The 23,600-nt window shown below is 65.6% G+C and carries 17 protein-coding genes; 3 read left to right on the top strand and 14 right to left on the bottom strand.

Translation table 11 applies throughout. From position 1 onward, the window contains the following. Positions 1–31: 31 nt before the first annotated feature. The 4 genes from EN780_RS01090 to EN780_RS01105 form a co-directional block, all read right to left on the bottom strand. Positions 32–763: an SDR family oxidoreductase gene (locus EN780_RS01090; protein ID WP_128271666.1), complete on the bottom strand. Its 732-nt coding sequence runs from the start codon at positions 761–763 to the stop codon at positions 32–34. A gap of 182 nt (positions 764–945) precedes the next feature. Further along, positions 946–3,321 (bottom strand): aldehyde dehydrogenase family protein, encoded by a 2,376-nt coding sequence (locus tag EN780_RS01095; protein WP_128271668.1) that lies wholly within the window; start codon positions 3,319–3,321, stop codon positions 946–948. 52 nt (positions 3,322–3,373) lie between these two features. Continuing rightward, positions 3,374–4,420, bottom strand: coding sequence for a deoxyribose-phosphate aldolase (deoC, locus tag EN780_RS01100; RefSeq protein WP_128271670.1), 1,047 nt, complete (start codon positions 4,418–4,420; stop codon positions 3,374–3,376). Between the two features lie 218 nt (positions 4,421–4,638). Further along, positions 4,639–5,466, bottom strand: coding sequence for a ferredoxin--NADP reductase (locus EN780_RS01105; RefSeq protein ID WP_128271672.1), 828 nt, complete (start codon positions 5,464–5,466; stop codon positions 4,639–4,641). 221 nt (positions 5,467–5,687) lie between these two features. On the opposite strand from EN780_RS01105, the gene EN780_RS01110 reads away from it, so the two are divergent. Together EN780_RS01110 and EN780_RS01115 are read left to right on the top strand one after the other, a co-directional pair. After that, on the top strand, positions 5,688–7,772 hold the full coding sequence (locus EN780_RS01110) for a hydantoinase/oxoprolinase family protein (RefSeq protein WP_128271674.1): 2,085 nt from the start codon (positions 5,688–5,690) through the stop codon (positions 7,770–7,772). A 1-nt stretch (position 7,773) separates the two neighbouring features. Beyond that, positions 7,774–9,465 (top strand): hydantoinase B/oxoprolinase family protein, encoded by a 1,692-nt coding sequence (locus EN780_RS01115; RefSeq protein WP_128271675.1) that lies wholly within the window; start codon positions 7,774–7,776, stop codon positions 9,463–9,465. A 118-nt stretch (positions 9,466–9,583) separates the two neighbouring features. Here EN780_RS01115 and gyrB read toward each other — a convergent pair whose 3' ends face one another. From gyrB to EN780_RS01130, 3 genes are all read right to left on the bottom strand, one after another. Then, positions 9,584–12,055 (bottom strand): DNA topoisomerase (ATP-hydrolyzing) subunit B, encoded by a 2,472-nt coding sequence (gene gyrB, locus EN780_RS01120; protein WP_127283418.1) that lies wholly within the window; start codon positions 12,053–12,055, stop codon positions 9,584–9,586. 161 nt (positions 12,056–12,216) lie between these two features. Further along, positions 12,217–14,835, bottom strand: a complete 2,619-nt coding sequence (locus EN780_RS01125; RefSeq protein WP_128271677.1) for a caspase domain-containing protein — start codon at positions 14,833–14,835, stop codon at positions 12,217–12,219. Positions 14,836–14,923: 88 nt separating this feature from the next. After that, the gene (locus EN780_RS01130) at positions 14,924–15,493 is read right to left on the bottom strand and encodes an NADPH-dependent FMN reductase (RefSeq protein ID WP_128271679.1); all 570 of its coding nucleotides are present in this window, start codon (positions 15,491–15,493) and stop codon (positions 14,924–14,926) included. A 202-nt stretch (positions 15,494–15,695) separates the two neighbouring features. Between EN780_RS01130 and EN780_RS01135 the strand changes: the two genes are divergently transcribed. Then, the gene (locus EN780_RS01135) at positions 15,696–17,069 is read left to right on the top strand and encodes a cytochrome P450 (RefSeq protein ID WP_128271681.1); all 1,374 of its coding nucleotides are present in this window, start codon (positions 15,696–15,698) and stop codon (positions 17,067–17,069) included. A 16-nt stretch (positions 17,070–17,085) separates the two neighbouring features. Here EN780_RS01135 and EN780_RS01140 read toward each other — a convergent pair whose 3' ends face one another. The 7 genes from EN780_RS01140 to EN780_RS01170 all read right to left on the bottom strand — a co-directional run bounded on the left by EN780_RS01140 (position 17,086) and on the right by EN780_RS01170 (position 23,562). After that, positions 17,086–18,060: a complex I NDUFA9 subunit family protein gene (locus tag EN780_RS01140; RefSeq protein ID WP_127310142.1), complete on the bottom strand. Its 975-nt coding sequence runs from the start codon at positions 18,058–18,060 to the stop codon at positions 17,086–17,088. Between the two features lie 425 nt (positions 18,061–18,485). Then, positions 18,486–19,253 carry a nuclear transport factor 2 family protein gene (locus EN780_RS01145; protein WP_210215012.1) on the bottom strand — a complete coding sequence of 256 codons (768 nt, stop codon included), beginning with the start codon at positions 19,251–19,253 and terminating at the stop codon, positions 18,486–18,488. Between the two features lie 199 nt (positions 19,254–19,452). After that, positions 19,453–19,893 (bottom strand): Rrf2 family transcriptional regulator, encoded by a 441-nt coding sequence (locus EN780_RS01150; RefSeq protein ID WP_127286875.1) that lies wholly within the window; start codon positions 19,891–19,893, stop codon positions 19,453–19,455. 97 nt (positions 19,894–19,990) lie between these two features. Further along, positions 19,991–20,992, bottom strand: coding sequence for an Ldh family oxidoreductase (locus tag EN780_RS01155; protein ID WP_127286874.1), 1,002 nt, complete (start codon positions 20,990–20,992; stop codon positions 19,991–19,993). 90 nt (positions 20,993–21,082) lie between these two features. After that, entirely contained in the window at positions 21,083–21,892 is an 810-nt protein-coding gene (locus EN780_RS01160) for an ABC transporter permease (protein ID WP_128271685.1), read from the bottom strand. Beyond that, positions 21,892–22,557: an ABC transporter permease gene (locus EN780_RS01165; RefSeq protein WP_127286876.1), complete on the bottom strand. Its 666-nt coding sequence runs from the start codon at positions 22,555–22,557 to the stop codon at positions 21,892–21,894. Before EN780_RS01165 ends, EN780_RS01160 begins: the two co-directional genes overlap by 1 nt. A 210-nt stretch (positions 22,558–22,767) precedes the next feature. Then, the gene (locus EN780_RS01170; RefSeq protein WP_128271687.1) at positions 22,768–23,562 is read right to left on the bottom strand and encodes a transporter substrate-binding domain-containing protein; all 795 of its coding nucleotides are present in this window, start codon (positions 23,560–23,562) and stop codon (positions 22,768–22,770) included. Positions 23,563–23,600: the final 38 nt, after the last annotated feature.

Genomic DNA, 23,600 nt, shown 5'->3' on the forward strand with positions numbered 1-23,600 from the left:
ACTTCTCGATCCGGACCGCGCCGGACCGAGGTCAGATCGACCAGCCGCCGTCGATATTGTAGGCCTGCCCCGACGTGTAGGTGGCGCCGGCCAGATAGACGGCGAGATCGGCGATTTCTTCCGGCGTGCCGAGGCGTCCCATCGGCTGGCGGGCGATGAAGGCGGCGCGGGCCGCTTCGTAATCCCCTTGCGCATGCATGCGGTCCTGCAGCGACGGGCTCTCGACCGTGCCCGGGCAGATGGCATTGCAGCGAATGCCCTTGGCGACATAGTCGGCGGCGATCGCCTTGGTCAGGCCGATGACGGCGGCCTTGGTTACACCATAGGCGAAGCGGTTGGGCACGCCCTTGCCGGCGCCGGCGACCGAAGACATGTTGATGATCGATCCGTCGCCGCGCTCCAGCATGCCCGGCAGCACGGCGCGGATGGTGCGGATCATCGCGCGCACATTGAGGTTGAAGGCGAAGTCGAGGTCGGCGTCCTTCATTTCGAGGATCGAGCCCGCATGGACGAAGCCGGCGCAGTTGAACAGCACGTCGACCGGGCCGATCTCGGCGAACGCGGCGTTGACGGCCGCGTCGTCGAGCACGTCCAGTTTGCGGGCTTTGATACCCGGCGTCTTGGCGAGTTCGGCCAGCGGCGCCTCGTTGATGTCGGTGGCATAGACCGTGGCGCCGGCCTTGGCGAACGCCAGCGCGCTCGCCCGGCCGATGCCTTGCGCCGCCGCGGTGACGACAACCACCTTGCCTGCCAGATCCGCCATCGTTTCTCTCCAGGTTCTTGCGAGCGTTTTAGCGGCAGCCAGGCGGGACGCAATGTGCCAGGCGGACACTATGGTCCCGCCTGAGCCGCTGTCTGCTGGAGGCCAATTGTTTTTTCTCGTTAAAGAACATTTCTGAACCAGTCAAGCCCGAAGGCTGCGACAAACGCGGCACCTGTCAGGTGTCAGTCGCCGTAGGGCACCCAGACGTTCTTGACCTCGATGGCGCGGCGCAGGAACGCCTTGCCGGCCGCATCGTCCGAGGCCCAGTCGAGGCCGCGGCCGTTGCCGCTCCAGACGCGCTTGAGGTTGCCGATGGAGTCGGCCTCCGCCTTGGCGCAGGTCTCGGCATCGGCGAACACCCACAGCCCATCGACATCGTCATGCTTGGCCAGCACGCCGGCGAGCTCGGCGCCGCGGCCGGTGACGATGTTGATGGCGCCGGCCGGAATGTCGGAATATTCGATCACCTGATAAAGATCGGTGGCCAGCAGCGGATAGCGCTCCGAGGGCACGGCGACCACGGTGTTGCCCATGGCGAGCGCCGGCGCCACCAGCGAGATGAAGCCGAGCAGCGGCTGATTGTCGGGCGCCACGACGCCGACGACGCCGACCGGCTCGTGCAGGGCAAGCGTCACGGCGCGGGCCGGCGGCTGGTGCACGCGGCCCTCGAACTTGTCGGTCAGGCCGGCATAGAGAAACAATCGCTCGATCGACTGCTCGACCTCCTCGCGCGCGGCCTTCGCCGTCACGCCGGTCAGCTGGACGAGTCGGGCGGCGAACTCGTCGGCGCGGCCGGACAGGTTTTCAGCGAGATAGTAAAGCACCTGGCTGCGATTGAACGCGGTCGCCTCCGGCCACGCCTTGCATGCTCGGGCAGCGGAAACCGCATCGCGGATGTCCTTGCGGTTGCCGAGACCGACTTCGCCGGCAAGCCTGCCCTTGGCGGTTGCGATGGCAAGCGAATAGTTGCCGTCCGGCCGGACCTGCTTGCCGCCGATGAACAGCTTTGCCGTGCGGTCGATGACGGTGCCATCGGCCTGTTCAACGGGCTGAGCTGACGCGGCGGCCGCTGCCTTGATGACCGGCCCGAGCGGCAGCTTCGCCGCCAGATATTCATACATGCCCTCGCGTCCGCCCTCGCGGCCAAAACCGCTTTCGCGGTAGCCGCCGAAGCCGCAGGCGGCGTCGAACATATTGGTCCCGTTGACCCAGACGACGCCGGCCTTGAGCTGCGGCGCGACATGCAGCGCAAGGTTGACGTTCTCGCTCCACACCGAGGCGGCGAGCCCATAGCGTGTGTTGTTGGCGAGCTCGATCGCTTCCTCGGTGTTGCGGAAGCTCATGACTGCCAGCACCGGGCCGAAGACTTCTTCCTGAGCAAGTATATTAGCCGGCGAAACACCGGTGGCGAGCGTCGGCAGGTGGTAGTAGCCGGAAGACGGCAAGGCCGCGTCCGGCTGCCAGCAGACGGCGCCCTGTTTCGCCCCTTCGGCGACCAGTCCCTTGACGCGGTCGAGCTGGCTGCGGTCGACCAGCGGGCCGATATCGGTGTTCTTGTCGAGGGGGCTGCCGAGGCGCAGCCGGCTCATCCTGACCTTGACCTTGGCGATGAAGGCATCGGCGACGCCTTCCTGCACCAGCAGCCGCGAGCCGGCGCAGCAGACCTGGCCCTGGTTGAACCAGATGCCGTCGACCAGGCCTTCGACGGCGCTGTCGAGATCGGCGTCCTCGAACACGATGAAGGCCGACTTGCCGCCGAGTTCCAGCGACAGTTTCTTGCCCGATCCGGCGGTCGCCCTGCGGATGATCTTGCCGACCTCGGAAGAGCCGGTGAAGGCGATCTTCTGGATGCCCGGATGATTGACGATGGCCGCGCCGGCTTCCGGCCCGCCCTGGACGATGTTGACGACGCCCTTCGGCACGCCGGCGCGTTCGCAGATCTCGGCGAACAGCACGGCGGTGAGCGGCGTGAATTCGGCCGGCTTCAGCACCACTGTGCAGCCGGCGGCGAGTGCCGGCGCGATCTTCCAGGCCAGCATCAGCAGCGGGAAATTCCACGGGATGATCTGGCCGACGACGCCGACACCCTTGTGATCGGGAAAATCCCTGTCCAGCGCCTGCGCCCAGCCGGCATGGTGGATGAAATGGCGGATGGCCAGCGGCACATCGATGTCGCGGCTTTCGCGGATCGGCTTGCCGTTGTCGATCGATTCCAGAACCGCGAACAGGCGCTGGTGGCGCTGCATGGCGCGGCCGATGGCGTAGAGCACCTTGGCGCGCTGGTACCCAGAGCTGGCGCTCCATTTCGGCAGCGCCTTGGCGGCCGCAGCCACAGCCGCGTCGATATCGGCCGCACCGGCATCCGAAAGCTTGGCCAGCAGCTTGCCAGAGGACGGCTCGCTGGTCTCGAAGGTCTTGCCGCCGGCGGCGGCCTTCCATTCGCCGCCGATGAAAAGCGCCTTTGAGAAATCGCGCGCGGCGAGCCAGGCATCCGCCTCGTTGCGCGCCTCCGGCGCCGGGCCGTACTCCATGGCGTGATAGCGTTCGAGAATGTTCATGGGGCGCTCCTACCGCAGGAGGTTTTTGGTTCTTGGCGGGCGACTTCGCGGGCTAGGCCATCGCGTGGCGATGGTTGGCCGAATAGTGCCCGGTCAAATGATGCTCGAGCTGACGCTCGATGTCGGTGAGCAGGCTCGACGCGCCGAAGCGGAACAGCTCCGGCTCCAGCCACGGTCGCCCAAGCTCTTCCTTCATCAGCACCAGCCAGTCGAGCGAGACCTTGGCCGTAGAAATGCCGCCGGCCGGCTTGAAGCCGATGAGGTAGCCGGTCTCCTCGAAATAGGCGCGGATGGCGCGCACCATGGCAAGCCCGACGGGAAGCGTGGCGTTGACGCTCTCCTTGCCGGTCGAGGTCTTGATGAAGTCGGCGCCCGCCATCATCGCCACCATCGAGGCCAGCATGACGTTGCGCAGCGTGGCGAGGTCGCCGGTGCCTAGGATGACCTTGAGATGCGCATCGCCGCAGGCTTCGCGCATGGCGACGATCTCGTTGAACAGCTCCTGCCATTTCGCGCCGTAGACCAGGCCGCGCGGGATGACGACGTCGATCTCGTCGGCGCCGTCGCGGACCGAGGCCTCGATCTCCTGCAGGCGCGTCGACAATGGCGCCAGGCCGTGCGGGAAGGCGGTGGAGACGGCGGCGACGTGGATGCCTGTGCCGCGTACCGCGTCGACAGCGGTGGCGACGAAGGGATGGTAGACGCAGACCGCGGCAGGCCGGATGGTTTCGCCTTCAATGCCCAGCCCCTCGACGATGTCGCGCCGGAACGGGTTGATCGCCTTGGCGCAGAGCCGGCGCACACGCTCGTCGGTGTCGTTGGAGTTCAGCGTCGTCAGGTCCATGCAGGCGACGGCGCGCAGCAGCCACGCCGCCTGGTTGTCGGCCTTGATCGAGCGCCGCTTGGTCAGCGTCGCGACGCGGCGCTCCAGCGCCGAGCGGTTGACGCTGCGCACCGATTCCAGGAAGCCGAGATCGAGCCGCATGCCGGGATTGCGCGCAATATGGCCTTGCGGCACGGGCGTGTTGGCGGCGGCGCGCGCCGGCAGCGAGGTGACCTTGGACGTGCCGAGGTCGGCGTCGCGGATTATGCTGCTCATCTCCTGCCCTTCCATTCAGCGGCTTGCGCTTAATGCTTCGTGCGCGTCGTTCCTCAAAACCGCTCGACGGTTTGGGCGACACGCAAGAAGATAGCCCGTGAAGCAGTGCTCCACGAGTCCTCAAAAGGCTCATAGCGGAAAAAGGCCGCGAAAGCAGCTGATTTTTGACCGCATGGTCAAAACGGATTTGGGCGGAGCTGAAGCCTCCCGGCTACGGCTCAGCCGACGAAGGCGCGCTCGACGACGAAGGTTGCCGGATGGCTGAGCGAACCTTCCTGGAAGCCGAGGCTTTCGGCCAGTTCCTTGACGTCCTTCAGCATGTGCATCGAGCCGCAGATCATGATGCGGTCGGTCTCGGGATTGAGCTTGTCGATGCCGAGGTCGGTGTAGAACTTGCCGGAGCCGATCAGCGCGGTGATGCGGCCCATGCGCGCCGAGTCCTCGCGCGTGGTCGAGTTGTAAAGCGTGACGCGGCCGCCGGTCAGTTCGCCGATCAGCGGATCGCTCTCGAGTGCCGCCACCAGTTCCTGGCCATAGGTGAGCTCGGCATTGTCGCGGCAGGTATGGGTCAGGATGACCCGGTCGAACTTCTCATAGGTGTCGGGATCGCGTAGCAGGCTGGCAAAGGGCGCGATGCCGGTGCCGGTCGAGATCATGAACACGCGCTTGGCGGGCGTCAGCGCGTCGAGCACCAGCGTGCCCGTCGACTTCTGACGCATGATGACGGTGTCGCCGACCTGGATCTTCTGCAGCTCGGAGGTCAGTGGACCGTCCGGCACCTTGATCGAGAAGAATTCCAGCTCGTCGTCCCAGGCGGGGCTGGCGACGGAATAGGCGCGGAAGATCGGCTTCTCGGCATTGGGCAGGCCGATCATCACGAACTCGCCGGAACGGAAGCGCAGCGACTGCGGCCGGGTGATGCGGAACGAGAACAGGCGGTCGGTGTAATGCTTCACCGAGACGACGGTCTCGGCATAGACATTGGCCGGGATAGGGAACTGCAGCGGCTTGGCGCCGGCAGCGTTCAACGCGGATGTCGTGTTCATCAAACCCAACCTTCTGGCCCAGGCTCACGGCGCTGACGCCAAACCTTCTCCTGCGCGTCCGAACCGGTCAGGTTCCGATGCGCTCCTTGTACACTGCCAAGCGGTAAGCTCTTGTGTCGGAAATTTATTAGTATACAAATGATCTCGGCGTCAAGATGCGAGCGTAAAACACCGTTCCAAACCAAGCCATATCCGTAGGCCGCGCATTTCGGGTTTCGACAATGAAAGAGAATTTTTCGGCGCAACCGCGGGATTCCCTGGGCAGCGTCGTTGCCGGCATCGATGTTGGCGGCACCTTCACCGACCTCATCCTGATCGACGGCAAGGACGGCGGAAGGGTGCATATCGCCAAGACCCCTACGACGGTCGAAAACCAGGCTTTCGGCGTCGTTTCGGCGCTCGGCGCCACCGGCTTTGCGATCGACGGCATCGACCTCATCGTGCACGGCACGACCACCACCACCAACGCCGTGCTGGAGCGCCGCCTGGCCAGGACCGGCATGATCACCACGCTCGGCTTTCGCGACGTGATCGAACTTGGCCGGCGCACCAGGCCGCAGCCCTATGGCATGACGGGGACATTCATTCCGGTCATTCCGCGCGATCTCAGGCTTGAAGTCGCGGAGCGCGTCGAGGCCTCGGGAGCGGTGCGCGTCGCGCTCGACGAGGCCGGCATGCGGGATGCGGTGAAGAAGCTGCTGGACGCCGGCTGCGAGTCGCTCGTCATCCATTTCTTGCACTCCTACGCCAATCCGGCGCATGAGCGGCGCGCGGCCGAGATCGCCAGCGAGATCTGGCCGAACGGCTACATCACCACCGGCCATGCGCTGCTGTCGGAAGCGCGCGAGTTCGAGCGCGGCGTGACGGCTTCGGTCAACGCCTCGGTGCAGCCGATCCTGGAGCGCTATGTCGAGAGGCTGCGCAAGGAGCTCGCCGCGAAGGGCTATGCCCGCGACTTCCTGATCATGAACGGCAATGGCGGCATGATCTCGGCCCGCTTCGTCACCCGGGAATCGGCAAAGACGGTGATGTCCGGCCCGGCCTCCGGCGTCATCGCCGCCGCCTATACGGGCAAGCGCGCCGGCTTCGAGAACCTCGTCACCTACGACATGGGCGGCACCTCGACCGACGTGGCGCTGATCCGCAATGCCGAGCCCGCGGTGTCGAACGAGATCGAGATCGAATATGCGATGCCGATCCATGTGCCGATGGTGGCTGTGCATACGGTCGGCGCCGGCGGCGGCTCGATCGCGCGTGTCGACGCGGCCGGCCTGATCCAGATCGGCCCGGAAAGCGCCGGCGCCAATCCGGGCCCGATCTGCTACGGGCGCGGCGGCACCGAGCCGACCATCACCGACGCCAATCTTGTGTTGGGGCGGCTGGCGCCGAAGAAGCTGCTCGCCGTCGACAATCCGGTCACCGTCGAGCGCGTCACCGGCATATTCGAGGACAGGATCGGCAGGCCCACCGGCCTCTCGGGCGTCGAGGCGGCGGGCGCGATCCTGAGGCTCGGCAACATCAAGATGGCCGGCGCCATCCGCATGGTCTCGGTAGCGCGCGGCCACGACCCGCGCGATTTCGCGCTGTTCGCCTTCGGCGGCGCCGGGCCGCTGCACGCGACGGCACTCGCCCGCGAGCTTGGCCTGCCAAAGGTGCTGGTTCCGGCGCGGCCAGGCATCACCAACGCGCTCGGCTGCGTCGTCGCCGATCTCCGGCATGACTTCGTCAACACGATCAACCAGCCGGTGGCGCTGCTCGATGAAGCCTTGCTTCACAAGGTGTTGGAACGGCACCGGAGCGAAGGCGAGGAACTGATTGCCAAGGAAGCGGTGAAGCCGGACACGATCCGCGTCACCCACTCAGCCGACATGCAGTTCGTTGGCCAGACGCACATCATCAACGTGCCGCTGCCATCGTCTACCGTGACCCGCGCCACGCTGCAGCTTCTGTTCGAAAAAGCCTATTTCGCCCGCTTCAAGGTCGAGTTGCCGGAGATCCGCGCCAACCTCGTCAACCTCAACACCTCGGTCACCGGCGTGCGCCCGGCGATCGATCTGTCGCGGCTGATCGACCCGGCGGGGCGCGCGGCGACGCTTGAGGAAGCCCGGCGCGAGACCCGGCCGGTATGGTATCACGGCACCTGGCACGACACGCCGGTCTATGCCCGCGAAAAACTGCCGCTCGATGCCGTCATCGAAGGACCGGCGATCCTCGAACAGATGGACGCCACCACCGTGCTCGAGCCCGGCGACACGGCACGCGCGGATGCCGACGCCAACATCATCATCGACATCGGCGAGGCCTGAGATGAGCACGCTCGACACCATCACGCTTTCGGTGCTGCAGGCGGCGCTGCAGCAGGTTTGCGACGAGATGGATTTGACGTTTTCGCGTGCCGCCTTCTCGCCCGTCATCGCCGAGGCCAACGACCGCTCCGACGGCATCTATTCGGCGGTCGACGGTTCGCTGATCGCGCAGGGCAGCCAGGGCCTGCCGGTGTTCGTCGGCGTCATGCAGTATTCGACGAAAACCGTGATCGAGATGATCGCCGACGGCCGCTGCCTGGCGCCCGAACCGGGCGACATCTACATCGTCAACGATCCCTATCTCGGCGGCACCCATCTGATGGACGTGCGCTTCGTCATGCCCGTCTACCGCGGCGACAAGATCTTCTGCTGGCTGTCCAACACCGGCCACTGGCCGGATATTGGCGGCTCGGTGCCGGGCGGCTTTTCCGCTTCGGCCACCGCCGTCGAGCAGGAGGGGTTGCGGCTGCCGCCGGTGAAACTGTTCAAGAAGGGAGTGCTCGACCCGGAGATCTACGCCATCATCTGCTCCAACATCCGCGTCGCCGACCAGCGCATCGGCGATATCCGCGCCCAGGCCGCGGCACTGCTGATCGGGCAGGATAGGCTCAACGGAATCCTCGATCGTTACGGTGATGAAACGGTTGTCGAGGCGATCGCCGAGCTGCGCCGCCGCGCCGCCGACCAGATGCGCGCCAACATCGCCGCCATTCCGGACGGCGTCTACCGCTCCAAGGCCTTCGTCGATTCCGACGGCGTGGTAAACGAGCCGCTGACGATTGCGCTCGCCGTCGAGAAAAAGGGCGACACGCTCACCTTCGACTTCGCCGGCTCCTCGAAACCCTGCGCCGGGCCGATGAACAGCGTGCTGGCGACGACGCTGTCGTCGGTCTATCTCGCCATGCGCCATATCTTCCCGGATGTGCCGATCAGCGCCGGCGCCTTCGAGCCGCTCGACGTCAAGCGGCCGGAGGGGACCTTCCTCGACGCCCGCTATCCGCGTCCGGTCTCGGGCTGCGCGGCGGAGGTCTCACAGCGCATCGCCGAGGCCGTGTTCGCGGCCATGGTGCAGGCGCTGCCCGACAAGGTGACGGCGGCTCCCGCCGGCTCCAGCGGCAATTTCGCGCTCGGCGGCAACGATCCGGCGCGCGGTCGCGACTATGTCATGTACCAGATCTCCGGCGGCGGCTATGGCGGCAATGCCGGCCATGACGGCCTCACCAATGGCTGCTCGACGATCGGCATCTCCAAATCGCCGCCGGTCGAGATCATGGAGCAGGCTTTTCCGGTGCTTTACCGCCACTATGCGCTGCGCGAAGGTTCGGGCGGCGCCGGCAAGCAGCGTGGCGGCTTCGGTCTGGCCTACGAGGTCGAGATCCTGCGCGGCGATGCCCGCGCCTCCTTCGTCATGGACCATGGCCGCTTCGGCCCGCAAGGCGCGCTCGGCGGCAAGGACGGCGCGCCCAATACGGTGACCGTGTTCCGAGGCGGCGAGGCGCATGTGCCGCCGCATCTGTCCAAGGAGCAGGACATTTCCCTCAAGGCTGGCGATCGCGTGCGCGTCGGCACGCCGGGAGGCGGCGGCTATGGCGATCCGGGCGAGCGTGACCCGAAGCTGGTCGCCGAGGATGTCAGGCTGGGCTACTATACGGCCGAGCAGGCGAGGGAGATGTTCGGCGTCGATGCAGGATAGGGCTGGTAGACCGGCCGGCCGACTCTCCACCTTGAGCGCAATCGAGAAGTCGACCCGTTAGTTAAATCGGTACCTCGGCGAGCAATTTGCTTCGCCGAGGCACGAAGATAAGCCGGCTTCAGATGTCCAGATTGGCGACCGACAGCGCATTGTCCTGGATGAACTCGCGCCTCGGTTCCACCTCGTCGCCCATCAGTCGCGAGAACAGCGAGTCGGCGTCGGTGGCGTCGGTGACCTTGACCTGCAGCAGCGAGCGGACGTTCGGGTCCAGCGTGGTTTCCCACAGCTGCTCGGCGTTCATCTCGCCCAGGCCCTTGTAGCGCTGCATGGTCAGGCCCTTGCGGCCGGTCGCGAACACCGCGTTGAGCAGCGCCAGCGGCCCGGCAATGGTCTCGGAGACCTCCTTGCGGCGCAGCACCGGCGGCTCGCTGTAGACCTCGGTAAGGCGCGAGGCATAGCGGTCGAGCTGGCGCGCGTCGGCCGAATTGATCAGCCCGGCGTCGAGCTGCACGAATTCCTTCACACCGCGCACCGTGCGCTCGAACACATAGCCGCCGACGCCGTCATTGGAAGTCGACAGCCGGCCGGTCCAGCCGCGCTCGGTGTCCTCGGCGATCAGGTCGAGGCGCTTGGCGACGCGCTCGGCCATGGCGTTGGCGCGGCCGAGATCGGCAAGCACATCGGCATTCAGCGCGCCCGCTATCGCCGCCTGCTCGACCACGCTGCGGTTATAGCGCGTGTGCAGGCCGTTGATCAGCTGGCGCACCGCCAGCGCATCGTCGATGGCGCTGTGCAGGTCCTGGCCGGTCCGCACCTCGCCCGAGCCCAGCGTCAGCGAGGCTTCCTCCAGCCCGGAATCGATCAGGTATTCCTCATAGGCGCTTTCGTCCTTGAGGTATTGCGAGCTCTTTCCCCGCGTCACTTTGTAGAGCGGCGGCTGGGCGATGTAGAGATGGCCGCGCTCGATCAGCTCCGGCATCTGGCGGAAGAAGAAGGTGAGCAGCAGCGTGCGGATGTGCGCGCCGTCGACGTCGGCGTCGGTCATCAGGATGATCTTGTGGTAGCGCAGCTTGTCGGCGTTGAACTCGTCCTTGCCGATCGAGGTGCCGAGCGCGGTGATCAGCGTGCCGATCATGTCGGACGAGAGCATGCGGTCGAAGCGGGCCCGCTCGACGTTGAGGATCTTGCCGCGCAGCGGCAGGATCGCCTGGTTCTGGCGCGAGCGGCCGCCCTTGGCCGAGCCGCCGGCCGAGTCGCCCTCGACGATGAAGATCTCGGACTTCGCCGGATCGCGTTCCTGGCAGTCGGCAAGCTTGCCGGGCAGCGAGGTGACGCCGAGCGTGCTCTTGCGGGTGATGTCGCGTGCCTTGCGCGCCGCCTCGCGGGCAGCCGCCGCCTGGATCACCTTCTCGACCACCACCTTGCCTTCGCTCGGATGCTCTTCGAGCCAGGTGCCCAGCGCTTCGTTGACCAGGCTTTCGACGACCGGACGGACTTCGGAGGAGACCAGCTTGTCCTTGGTCTGCGAGGAGAATTTCGGATCCGGAACCTTGACCGAGAGAACGGCGGTCAGGCCCTCGCGGCAGTCGTCGCCGGTGAGCGAAACCTTTTCCTTCTTGGTCTGGCCGGAGGATTCGCCATAGCCGGTGATCTGCCGGGTCAGCGCGGCGCGGAAGCCGGCCAGATGGGTGCCGCCGTCGCGCTGCGGGATGTTGTTGGTGAAGGCCAGCACATTCTCGTGGTAGCTGTCGTTCCACCACATCGCCACCTCGACGGTGATGCCGTCGCGCTCGGCGCGGATCGCGATCGGCGTCTGGATCAGCGGCTTCTTGACCCGGTCGAGATATTTGACGAACTCTTCGAGGCCTCCGTCATAGTGCAACTCGTGACGGACCAGGTCGGCATGGCGGGCGTCGGTCAGCACGATGCGTACACCTGAATTGAGGAAGGCGAGCTCGCGCAGCCGGTGCTCCAGCGTGCCATAGTCGAACTCGACCATGGTGAAGGTCTCGGCCGACGGGAAGAAGGTGATCTCGCTGCCGCTGCGGCCCTCATAGGTACCCGGCTGCTTGTCCTGCGCGTAGCTGCCGGTGACCTTCAGCGGCGCGTCGGCATTGCCGTGGGTGAAGCCCATCTCGAAGATCTCGCCATTGCGGCGGATCTTGAGCTTCAGCCAGGCCGAGAGCGCGTTGACCACCGAGACGCCGACGCCGTGCAGGCCGCCAGATACCTTGTAGGAGTTCTGGTCGAATTTGCCGCCGGCATGCAGCTGCGTCATGATCACTTCGGCCGCCGAGACGCCTTCGCTGGGGTGGATGTCGGTCGGAATGCCGCGGCCATTGTCGATGACGGTGACCGAACCGTCGGGGTTGAGCGTCACCGAGACCAGGTCGGCATGGCCGGCCAGCGCCTCGTCGATGGCGTTGTCCACCACCTCATAGACCATGTGATGCAGGCCAGAGCCATCGTCGGTGTCGCCAATATACATGCCCGGCCGCTTGCGGACGGCATCCAACCCCTTCAAAACCTTGATGGAATCGGCGCCGTACTCGGCTTCCGCGCCATTGGCGCTTTCAGTCTGATCGCTCATGAAAACCTGTCTGATTGATGGCTGCTGGTCCAGCGCTGGAAACTGGCTCCGAATCGCGCCGTTTTGATGTCCTAGATATAGGCGCAAATGCCGGTTTTTCCAAGGTTTGCCGGCATTTCCGGGCGGGAAAGCCGGCTGTCCGGAGCTAGCCCCGCCGCAGGCTATTTTGTCCTGGCCAGCCGATCCTGGAGAAACTTGATCATGAACTTGTATCGCGGCGCCAGCCGGCCGCTGCGATCGAGCTCCAGCGTCCGCTCGAGCGCCTCGGAAAGCACGGCCTTCGGGTTCGTCGCGACCTGAGAATAGTCGATCATCGCGACCACCAGGTCGCGCTGCCAGGTGGCGTTTTCGGGGTCGGATTGGGCAAGCTGCTGGCGGATATCCAGGCTGTCCTCGAAGGCCTTGCGCGCACCCTTGATGTCGCGCTGCTTGGCCTTCAGCATGCCGATCTCGGACAGCGTTATCGACAGGTCGCGCTGCCAGTCGGAATTGGCGGGATCGAGCCTGGCCAGCCTGTCGACGATGGTGAAACTGTCGAGATAGAGTTTCAGCGCGCCCTTGCGGTCGCCCTGGATGGCGAGCACGCCGGCGACCTTTTCCAGGCTGACCGATAGGTCGCGCTGCCACTCCGTATTGTCCGGATCGCTGTCGGCCAGCGCCTGGGCCTGAGCCAGCGCCTGCCGGTAGGCAGAAAGCGCCGCCGGCCAGTTCTCCTGGTCCTTCAGCGCATTGCCGACCTTGGTGTTGCCGACCGACAGGTCGCGTTGCAGTTCGGTATTGTCGGGGTCGCGGCTTGCCAGCCGCTCGACGATCTCCAGGCTGTCCCGGTAGGCGGCGAGCGCGCCGGCGGCATCGTCGCGCTCGCGCTTCAAGTCGCCGATCGTGTCATGGCTGACCGAGACGTCGCGCTGCCGCTCGGCGTCGTCCGGCTGCTTCGCGGCCAGTGCCAGCCGGATCCGCAGGCTTTCCTCATAGGACGTCTGCGCATCGTCCAGCCGGCCGGCGCTACGGGCAAGGCCGGCGATTTCGTCATAGGAGATCGTCAGCTCGCGCTGCAGGTCGTCGCGCTCCGGCTCATGGCCGGCCAGTTCCTTCTTGATCGACAGGCTTTCCTGATAGACTTGCGCGGCACTGGCCAGATTGCCCTGCGTCACCAGCACATTGCCGATCTTGTCGTCGTTCATGGCAAGGTCGCCGAACCAATCCAGACGGCCGGGATCGGCCGCCGTCAGTTCCGACAGCATCGTTCGCGCCGTTTGGTAGTTCTCCAGCGCCCCCGGCAGGTCGCCCTGCGTCATCCTGACATTGCCGAGCTTGGTGTGGCTGACGGCGAGGTCGCGCCGCACGCTGGGGTCGGTCTCCTGGCGCACGCGCTGCTCGAGATTGGCCAGCAGCGCCTCGTAAGCGCGACCCGCGGCGGCAGTGTTGCCGACAGTGATGTAGAGCTTGCCGAGCTCGTCCAGCGTGCGGATCTGGCGGTCGGCATCGTCGAGCTTGAGCGCCGACTGCCCGGCCTCGCCAAAAAGCGACAGCACCTCCTCGTAGTCCCTGATCGCCGCGGTGTAGTCGAGGTCGGCGCGCGCCGCGCCCGCCGACAGATAGCGCGTTGCGGCTTCAGACAGCGTGCGGCTGACGAAATTGGCTTTCAGCGCCTTGCGCGAGGTGCTGTCGATCTCGGCCGCCGCCGCGAGTTTTTCACGCGCCGCGTCGAACGCGCCGAGCGAGAGCTGCTCCTCGGCCTGCCGGCGCAGCGCCGTCACCTGCGGGTCGTCCGAGGCGAGCGTCTTCATCTCGCCGCGCACCTTGACGAAGGCATCCGCCGCCTCGCGCAGCCTGGCGTTCAGGCTTTCGGCGGAAAGGTGGCTGGTGTCGGTGCTGATCAGCGCGCCATAGAGCGGCGCTAGCGGCATGTCGGCGTCGCTGGCGATCTGCTCGACCTCGCCGCGCATCTGCGGCGTCACGTCGGCCATGGCCAGCAGCAGCCGCTCGCGCTCCGGCAACTGCTCCTTGGTCGAGGCGGCGAAGAAGAGCTGTGGCAGGCCGCTTTCGACATAGGGAAGCTGCTTGCCGCGGCTGAGGTCGTAGACTTCCTGTTGCACGAGCGTCAGCACCGAGCGGATTTCGAGCCCGTCGGTGCCGAGGTATTTCGTCAGCGCCGCGGTGAAGGGCGAATTCTGGCCGGTTCCGTCGGCGGCCGTCTCGCCGGGGGCGGCGGCAAAGGCGAACAGGATGTTCTCCGCCCGGCCGACGCGGCCGAGGCCCGGCCGGACCTTGTCGGCTGCGTCCTTGGCCAGCGACGTCGCGCCACGCCCCTCGCTGCCCGCGCCTGCGAAGGGATCGCTGCGGCAGGCGTCGAGCACGATCAGCCCGACCTTGGCCGTGGCGGCGACCGCTTCGCGCACCTCCTCCAGCGGCAGGCTGGTCTTCTCCAGCGCGTCGAGCGAGGAGGCATCGGCATCGACGGGCAGCAGGCGGTTGTCGCCGGAGATCTCGACGCCATGGCCGGAGAAATAGACCAGCGCCACGTCGGCGCCCCTGGCGTCCTCGCGGAAATCGTCGAGCGCGCGGCGCGTGCGGCGCAGGTCCCGGTTGGTCTCGAGCACCACCTCGAAGCCGAGCTTCTTCAGCGCGCCTTCCATCGCCTCGCCGTCATTGACGGGGTTGGCGAGCGGCCGGATCAGCCGGTAGTCGTCATCGGCGATGACCAGCGCCACGCGCCGCTCCGCCAGGGCGGCGGCGCTCGTCCAAAGGATCAGCAATAGCGCAAGAAGAAAACGCAAAGTCCAAACCGCCCCGGCCGGTCATCTGCCGGAGCATTTCATCTCTTTATGGCGCGAACAAGCCGGGTAGTTCGGCCTTGAATGAGCCTCAGCCGGCGCGCAGCGGCTTCAGCGCCTCGCTCCAGCGCAACAGCTCGTCCAGCATGGCCTTGGCGCCGCCCTGCACCTGCTCGCTCGGCCGGAAAGAGCCGTCGCTCTCGAGCAGCTTCTGGTAGAGCGGCAGGGCAACGCCCTCGGGAATCGGCATTACGCCCACCGATGTCAGCAGCGGCTTGACGGCTTGCGCCGCGCGCAGGCCGCCGGAGACGCCGCCATAGCTGAAGATGGCGGCGGGCTTGTACTTCCACTCGCGCGAGAGATAGTCGACCGCATTCACGATCGCCGGCGCAACGAAATAGTTGTACTCCGGCGCCACGAAGACAAAAGCGTCGGCGGCATCGATCGCCTTCGACCATGCCTTGGTGTGGTCCTTCTCGTATTTGGCAAGCCTCGGGTGGTGCGGCTCATCCAGTATCGGCAGGTCGAATGCGGCGATGTCGGTCAGCACCGGCTCGAACTTGCCATGCTCGCGCGCGAAGCCGTCCAGCCAATGGGCGAAGACCGGCCCGGCCCGGCCCGGTCGCGTGCTGCCGATGATGATGTTCAACCGGTGTTTCAAGGCGGGCTCCTGCGGCCAGGTATCTGTCGGTGACTGCCCCCTAAGGCATGCGGCGGCGGGCGGCAAGAAGCCGTGGCGAGCGGACGGTCACATTCCGGAGAGCGGACATTGCGGAGGCGAGGGCGATCACGGCTGGCCCTTCGGCCGCATGGACGCCGGGCGGGGCAGGCACTACATTCGAGGCGACAAGCGGAGCAAGCCGATGGACACCCAGCCCGCCCCCTTCGTGCCGCCGGCGCCGAAGCCGCGCACCTCGCCGCCCTCGACGCTGCAGATGATGCGCATCGTCTACCGCAACCCGCTCGAACTGTGGGGCGAGCCGACCTACAACGAACCCTGGATCTCGGTGAACGGCGTCGGCGGGCCGCTGGTCATCGCCAACGACCCCGGCCTCATCCGCCATGTGCTGGTCGACAATGCCCGCAACTACAAGATGGCGACGGTGCGCCAGATGATCCTGCGCCCGATCCTGCGCGACGGCCTGCTCACCGCCGAGGGCGAGGTGTGGAAGCGCTCGCGCAAGGCGATGGCGCCGGTGTTCACGCCGCGTCACATTTTCGGCTTCGCCCAGCCGATGCTGAAGCGCACGCTGGAGTTCGTCGCCCGCTACGAGGCGGGCGGCACCACCGACGTCGCCCATGACATGACGCTGCTCACCTTCGACATCCTCGCCGAGACGCTGTTTTCCGGCGAGATCGCCGGCGAGCCAGGCAGCTTCGCCAAGGAGATCGACCGCCTGTTCGAGACCATGGGCCGCGTCGATCCGCTCGACCTCTTGCGCGCTCCGCTATGGCTGCCGCGCCTCACCCGGATCCGCGGCCGCAGGACCATGGCCTACTTCCGCGACATCGTCGCCGGCACCGTCAGGATGCGAGAGGAGCGATTGAAGCGCGACCCCGATCATGCGCCGCAGGATTTCCTGACGCTTCTGCTCAGGGCCGAGGGGCCGGACGGGCTGACCCGCGCCGAAGTCGAGGACAACATCATCACCTTCATCGGCGCCGGCCACGAGACGACGGCCCGCGCGCTCGGCTGGACGCTCTATTGCCTGGCCGAGGCGCCCTGGGAGCGCGACAAGATCGAGCGCGAGATCGACGACGTGCTGGCGCGCGAGCCCGATCCGACGAAATGGCTGGACGCCATGCCGCTCACCCGCGCCGCCTTCGAGGAGGCGCTCAGGCTCTATCCACCGGCGCCGTCGATCAACCGCGAGCCGATCGAGCCGGAGACCTGGAACGACCTGCACATACCCAAATACGCCGCCGTGCTGGTGATGCCCTGGGTCGTCCATCGGCACCGCAAGCTGTGGGGCAGGCCGGACGCCTTCATGCCGGAGCGCTTCCATCCCGGAAACCGCGACCGGATCGACCGCTTCCAGTATCTGCCGTTCGGCGCCGGCCCGCGCGTCTGCATCGGCGCCAGCTTCGCCATGCAGGAAGCGATCATCGCGCTCGCCATCCTGTTGTCGCGCTTCCGTTTCGACAGCACCGCCGAAACCAGGCCATGGCCGGTGCAGAAGCTGACGACGCAGCCGCAGGGCGGCCTGCCGATGCAGGTCACCGCGCGAGGCTCGTAGCCGTCCAGACTTGTGGTCAGGCCGCGGGTTTGCGCTGGAACTGGCCGGCGGCGCGGAAGCGCCAGAGATAGCTCGGCAATATGGTTCCGATCGACTGCGGCTGGATGGCAAGGCCCGCAAGCGTCCTGTTTTCCCTAGCGGCCTGATCGGACACGATGTTGTGCTCGCGAAGCTGCAGCACCTGGTCCTTGGTCAGCAGCGGGTTGGGCAGCAGGCCGAGGATCGAGGCTTGCAGGTTCGCCACCCACCACGGCACCGGCGCCAGGATCCGCCTGCGGTCGATCACGGTGAGCAGTTCTTCCATGCACTGCTTGAAGGTGAGCACCTGCGGCCCGCCGAGTTCATAGACGCGGCCGCCCTCGACCTTGCCGTCAACGGAGCGCGCGATGGCTTCGGCGACATCGCCGACATAGACCGGCTGGAACTTGGTCTGGCCGCCGCCGAGCAGCGGCAACACCGGCGAGTAGCGCGCCATGTTGGCGAAGCGGTTGAAGAAGCTGTCCTCGGGGCCGAAATTGATCGAGGGCCGGAAGATCACGGCGTCGCTGATCGTCTCCAGCACCGCCTTCTCGCCGAGCGCCTTGGTGCGCGCGTAGACGGATGCCGAATTGAGGTCGGCGCCCAGCGCCGAGATATGGGTGAGGCCGGCCCCGACCGAGCGCGCGGCCTCGGCCACGGCGCGGGCGCCGAATTCGTGCACGGCGCCGAATTTCTGCCGTCCGCTCTCATGCAGTATGGCGACCAGGTTGACGACATGGTCGGCGTCCTGCACGGCGCGGTCGATCGACCAGCGCACCCGCACATTGGCCTGCACCGGCTGGATCTGGCCGACATTGCCGAGCGGCTGCAGATGGCCGGCCAGGTCGGGACGGCGGCACGCCACCCGGATGCGATAGCCGCGCTTGGCCAGCGCCCGCACGACATGACGGCCGACAAAGCCGGAGCCGCCGAAGACGACGACGAGCTTTGGGATCTGCAGGATTTCGGTCATGGCTGGCTCCGGCGCGCTTTCCCGATGGTCTTGAGCCCAATACTCAGGCTGGCTGAAGCCGTTTCATAGTCGGTTTCGCGTCAAAGGCAAAGGCCAGGCGGAGCCAATCACGAGCTTGTTTCGGCCCTCGTCAGAACGCCCTGCCGATACGCGCGTCGACCGATTGGCCGTTGCCGCCGCGGATGACGAAGAAGCGTCAGGCCCGAAACGCAGAAAACCCCGCCGAAGCGGGGTTTTCCGGGTGACGAACGCGCCGAAACAGGGTCTGACGAGACGGCCTGACCTGAGACGGCATCAAGTTTGGCGTGAAGCAAACACGCCCCGCCTCAGCCCTGGACACATTCGACTGTATGCCACCGGCCGGGCACCCACCCCGGCATGCATGGGTCGTGGCGTCGGGCAAAAAGGTTCAACGCTAGGCGATCTCAGAATTTGCCGTTGCCATTCTTCCATTCAGCCTTCGGCGGGATCGCCTCGATCGTGTCCCAATGCTCAGCAATCTTGCCATTCTCGACGCGGAACAGGTCGTAGTAGGAAGTCGGCTTTCCGCCGAGAGAGCCTTCGCTCACGACCAGGACGAAATTGCCTTCTCCAAGCACCTTGTGGATGCGATCGTATTTGATTGCAATTCCGGCTTCCGCCAAGGCCGCGAACCCCGCGGCAAGCCCCGAAAGGCCGTCGGCGATCTGCGGATTATGTTGGCGGTAGCTTTCGCCGTTGCCATCGAAATAGCCGGCAAGCCTGTCCATGCGGCCATTGACAAGAATGTCATAGGCGAATGCGCTGACGAGCGCCTTGTTGGCTTCGGTTTTGTCGAGATCCTTCAATTCGGTCGGCCCGTCGATCATCGTACGGCCGCTCGGATTGGGACCGGCGGTCTCCTGCAAATTGTCCCAATGCTCGACGATCCTGCCGTTCTCGAAGCGGAAGATGTCGAAGCCGATCTTCGGACCGAAAAAGTCGTACGCGGTGTGGGCAAAGACCAGATCGCCGTCCTGGAACACACGTACCGTGTTCACTTTCGCCGAGCCCGGAGGCAGCGCCGCAAGCAGGGCGCCGAAGCCAACAAGGCCGTCGGCCGCGCCGAGATTGTGCTGGATGTACTTGTCGGGATTGATCACGCCGACCGTCTCGGCGGCCGCGGTTTCAATGGCTTTGAGCAGGTCCACGACCTGCTTCTTCTGAATCGACATAGCGGTCTCCGTTTGAGCAAGGGCGATGTTTGCGGGTATGACGGCCGAAAGCGTGGCAAGTGCGGTGATGCCGAGCGCCAGGGCGGCCATGTGTCGGCGAGCTGAAGGAGTCATATATGTATCCAAATTAGTTGCACATTTATGTGACTAATATGGATACATATTGGCGTCAAGCCGATTTCTCAGCGTGACGGCCGGGTCAGGGCAGCGCTGTGAGGCGCTCTTCTGCGTTCAGGGAAACATCGCTGGCCATCGCGGCGATCGTGGTTTTGGCCAGTTCGGCATCGATTGCCGAGCGGACCCTCGCGATTCTTAGTCCGAGCGTCCTTTTGATGTTTCTGCCGACAGGACACATCGGGTTCGGCGCCTCATGCATGGCAAACACCTCCTGCGCCGCATCCATTGCGCGCCAGACATCGAGAAGTGTGATGGAACTCGCCGGTCGGGCAAGCAGCGCCCCGCCGCCGGACCCCATCTGCGATGTTGTCAGTCCCGCCTTGGCCAACTGCGACAGAAGCCGACGGATCAGGGTTGGGTTGGTGTTGACGCTGGACGCGATCAATTCCGACGTAGCCGGCGCGCCGGCCTGGCTCTCAAGGAACGTCAAAATATGGACGGCAACGGCAAAGCGGGTATTCATGGAAACAGTCTTTTCTGTCTGTGCTTATGTTAGGCACAGACCGAACCCGCTGCAAGGGTGCCTATCGCCGGCAGGCCTGGGCCGTTTGATGACTTGCTCAAGCCGAATAGCGCTCGGCGAATTCGGAGATGCGCTGGATCACCGCCTTGGGCGCATTGATGCCGCGCGCCACGGCCTTCTCCGCCGCCTCCGCCCGGGCGCGGCCCGGCACATGCACGCCATAGCGGCGGCGCAGGCGGTCGAGCTGGTCACGCATGCGCTGCTCGAAATCGGGGTCGAGCAGCTTGGGCTCGACGGCGAGCACGAACAAGCCCGTTCCCGGGCTGTCCGGGCCGCCGGTGAACCAGGGCGCGTCAAGCGACCAGTTGGCGCCGGAAAGGCCCGCCGCCAGGACTTCGACCATCAGCGCGATGTTGGCGCCGCGCTGGCCGCCGAAGGCAAGCATGGCGCCTTTCATGGCGGCCGCCGGGTCTGTGGTCGGGTTGCCGGTGGCGTCCAGCGCCCAGCCTTCGGGGATTTTCCTGCCCTCCTCGGCCGCCTTGCGGATGTTGACGAAGGCGGTGGCGCTTGACGACTGGTCGATGACGAGCGGCGATCCGTCGGCGGACGGAGCGGCAAACGACATCGGATTGGTGCAGTAGACCGGTTTCACCGAGCCGGAGCCGGCCAGCACCGCCGGCCCGTTGGTGGCGGCGAAAGACACCAGCCCCTGTGCCGCCAGCCGCCCGGTGAAATAGCCGAGCGCGCCGCAGGTGTAAGCGTTCTTCTGCGAGAAGATGGCGACGCCGAACAGTTTTGCCGCCTTGGCGAGATCCTCGACCGTGCGGTCAAAGCCGGTATGGGCGAGGCCGCCGCGCGCGTCGGAAAGATAGACCGCGAGCGCCGGCCTGGTGATGACCGGATCGGCATTGCCGTCGATACGACCGGCTTCGATCGCTTCGAGATAATCGATGAAATGCGACAGTCCGACCGCGACAAGCCCTTCCGCCTCGGCCGCGACGATCGAGGCGGCGAGCGACTGTGCGTTTTCCTCATTGGCGCCGGCGCCGAGCGCCGCCATCCGGCACAGTCCTGTTGCCTGGTCGAGACTGAGTTGCATTGCAGTGCCTTTAGTGAGTAGCGAGTAGGGATTAGTGAGTAGTGGAAGCGAGCGCCTGTGTCCTACTCCCTAATGACTACTCACTAATTCCTACCCGATCTTGACCGGAATCCGCGCCTCGATCCGGCTGAAGGCGAAGACGAGAATGCCGGTGATGGCCATATAGATCAACGCCAGCAGCAGCAAGGGTTCATAGGTGAGGTAGGTATCCTGCCGCACCTTGGACGAGACGGCGAAGATGTCGATGACGCTGATCGTCGCCACCAGCGGCGTCGACTTCAACTGCAGCACCGTTTCGCCGGTCAGCGTCGGCAGCGCCCTGTAGAAGGCCTGCGGCAGCCAGATGCGGCGGAAGATCTTCCAGCGGCTCATGCCGAAGGCGCGTGCCGCTTCCAGTTGCCCCTTCGGCACGCCGGCGAAGGCGCCGCGCATGACCTCGCCCTCATAGCCGGCGAAGGACAAGGTCAGCGCCAACACGCCATAGGGCCAAGCCTGCCTGAGATAGGGCCACATCCAGGAGTCGCGAATCCATGGATATTGCGGAAACAGCGAACCGAGGCCGTAGTAGAGCAGCCAGAGCTGCAGCAACAGCGGCGTGCCCCGGATGATGGTGCAGAACACCTTGGCCGGCATGGCGAACCAGAACGGGCCGCCGGCCTGCGCCAGGCCGAGCGGCGCCGCCAGCAGGAAGCCCAGCGTGCAGGTGACGGCCAGGATCCACAGCGCCCGCCAGATGCCGATGAGACCCATTTCCCAATATTGCGGCAGCCAGTCCCAGCGCATGAAGAAGGCGGCGCCGAGGACCAGGCCCAGCGCGATCAGGATCAGCACGACGCGATGCGGCTGCAGCCACAGCGAGGCGCGTGCCACGGCGTTGATGACGACGGCTTCGTTGGCCATCAGCGCGCCTCCTTGACCGAAGGCATGCCGCGCCGCGCCCACGCCTCGACGCGGCCGATGATCAAGTTGGAGAACAGCGACAGCATAAGGTAGAGAGCGCCCGCCGCGACATAGAAGGTGAGATAGGCCTTGGTGACGCCCGCGGCCTGCCGCGTGGCAAGCGTCAGCTCGAAGAAGCCGACGACTGCCAGCAGCGCCGTGTCCTTGGTGGCGATCAGCCACAGATTGGCAAGGCCGGGAATGGCAAACGGCAGCATCGCCGGCAGCGTTATGCGTCGCAAAAGCAGGCTTGGCGGCATGCCATATGCGCGGGCGGCTTCGATTTGACCCTGCGGAATGGACAGGATGGCGCCGCGGATGACCTCGGTCGAATAGGCGCCCTGCACGAAGCCGAGCACGAAAATGCCGGCCGCAAGGCCGCTGATGTCGACGCGCTGATAGCCCATCGCGGTCAGCACCTGGTTGATCAGGTCCGTGCCGGCATAATAGAGCAGCAGGATCAGCACCAGTTCCGGCACGGCGCGCACCACCGTCGTATAGACGGCGAGCAGATCGCGCACCACCGGACCGCCATAGAGCTTGCCATAGGCGCCGCCGGTGCCGATCAGAAGCCCGAGGCAGGTGGCGCCGACCGCGATCTCGATCGAATGCAGCAGCCCGACCAACAGGGTTCCGCCCCAGCCCGGCGGCACGGGTGAGAGGAGTTCCATGATGCCGGCCGCCGAGGCCGGAAGAAATGCGTCGATCAGCTTCGCCCCCGGATTGCTGGAGCCAGGACCGCCCGGTGGATGCACCTGCGGAAAGCCTGCATGGACAGGTTGCGGCGAACCCACGCGGCGCGCAAAGGCGCCGCGTGGTCATTCGCTCATCAGCGGTCAGTTCGACTGCGCGGCGCCGCCGTAAATGTCGAAATCGAAGTACTTCTTCGAAATCTCGTCGTACTTGCCGTTGGCGCGGATCGCCTTGATGCCGGCGTTGATCTTTTCCTTCAGGTCGGTGTCCTCCTTGCGCACGCCTGCGCCGACGCCCGGTCCAAGCACCTCGTCGTCCTGGGCCACCATGCCCTTCAGGTCGCAGCAGGCCTTGCCCTGGTCCGTCTTGAGGAATTCGCCGAGCGCGATCGAATCGGCCTGGACGGCGTCGAGACGGCCGGCGGCGAGATCCTGGTTGGCCTCGTCCTGGGTCTGGTATTCCTTGATTTCCGCCGCCCCGGTGAAGTGCTTCTTGGCGTAGACGGCATGCACGGTCGAGACCTGCACGCCGATGACCTTGCCCTTGAGATCGTCCGGCCCGGCGCCGAACTTCTGGTCCTTCGGGCCGATGATGGCGGTCGGCGTGTTATAGTACTTGTCCGAGAAGTCGATCGTCTTCTTGCGTTCTTCGGTGATCGACATGGAGCTGGCGATGACGTCGATTTTCTTGGTCGTCAGCGCCGGGATGATGCCGTCCCAGGCAACGGGCGTGATGACACATTCGAGCTTCTCCTCGGCGCAGACGGCGTCGATGAAGTCGATCTCCCAGCCGACCCATTTGCCCGACGCATCCGGCGAGGTGAAAGGCGGATAGGGCTCGGCGGCGACGCCGATCTTGACCGGATCGGCCTTGGCCACGCCCATCGCGGCGACGCCGAGAAGCAGCGCCGCGGCAAATGCTTTCAGAACAGTCTTCATTTCAGGACTCCCATTTTGTTGTGTTCCCGGTTTTCGCC

Origin of the sequence: Mesorhizobium sp. M4B.F.Ca.ET.089.01.1.1 (assembly GCF_004022605.1) — a bacterium.
GTDB lineage: Bacteria > Pseudomonadota > Alphaproteobacteria > Rhizobiales > Rhizobiaceae > Mesorhizobium > Mesorhizobium abyssinicae.

Coding starts and splice junctions, on each gene's coding strand:
- EN780_RS01095 (WP_128271668.1), bottom strand. CDS start 3,321: ATGAACATTCTCGAACGCTATCACGCCATGGAGTACGGCCCGGCGCCG.
- EN780_RS01140 (WP_127310142.1), bottom strand. CDS start 18,060: ATGACCGAAATCCTGCAGATCCCAAAGCTCGTCGTCGTCTTCGGCGGC.
- EN780_RS01145 (WP_210215012.1), bottom strand. CDS start 19,253: ATGTCGATTCAGAAGAAGCAGGTCGTGGACCTGCTCAAAGCCATTGAA.
- deoC (WP_128271670.1), bottom strand. CDS start 4,420: ATGAGCAGCATAATCCGCGACGCCGACCTCGGCACGTCCAAGGTCACC.
- EN780_RS01105 (WP_128271672.1), bottom strand. CDS start 5,466: ATGAACACGACATCCGCGTTGAACGCTGCCGGCGCCAAGCCGCTGCAG.
- EN780_RS01090 (WP_128271666.1), bottom strand. CDS start 763: ATGGCGGATCTGGCAGGCAAGGTGGTTGTCGTCACCGCGGCGGCGCAA.
- EN780_RS01160 (WP_128271685.1), bottom strand. CDS start 21,892: ATGGCCAACGAAGCCGTCGTCATCAACGCCGTGGCACGCGCCTCGCTG.
- EN780_RS01170 (WP_128271687.1), bottom strand. CDS start 23,562: ATGAAGACTGTTCTGAAAGCATTTGCCGCGGCGCTGCTTCTCGGCGTC.
- EN780_RS01155 (WP_127286874.1), bottom strand. CDS start 20,992: ATGCAACTCAGTCTCGACCAGGCAACAGGACTGTGCCGGATGGCGGCG.
- EN780_RS01110 (WP_128271674.1), top strand. CDS start 5,688: ATGAAAGAGAATTTTTCGGCGCAACCGCGGGATTCCCTGGGCAGCGTC.
- EN780_RS01115 (WP_128271675.1), top strand. CDS start 7,774: ATGAGCACGCTCGACACCATCACGCTTTCGGTGCTGCAGGCGGCGCTG.
- gyrB (WP_127283418.1), bottom strand. CDS start 12,055: ATGAGCGATCAGACTGAAAGCGCCAATGGCGCGGAAGCCGAGTACGGC.
- EN780_RS01150 (WP_127286875.1), bottom strand. CDS start 19,893: ATGAATACCCGCTTTGCCGTTGCCGTCCATATTTTGACGTTCCTTGAG.
- EN780_RS01135 (WP_128271681.1), top strand. CDS start 15,696: ATGGACACCCAGCCCGCCCCCTTCGTGCCGCCGGCGCCGAAGCCGCGC.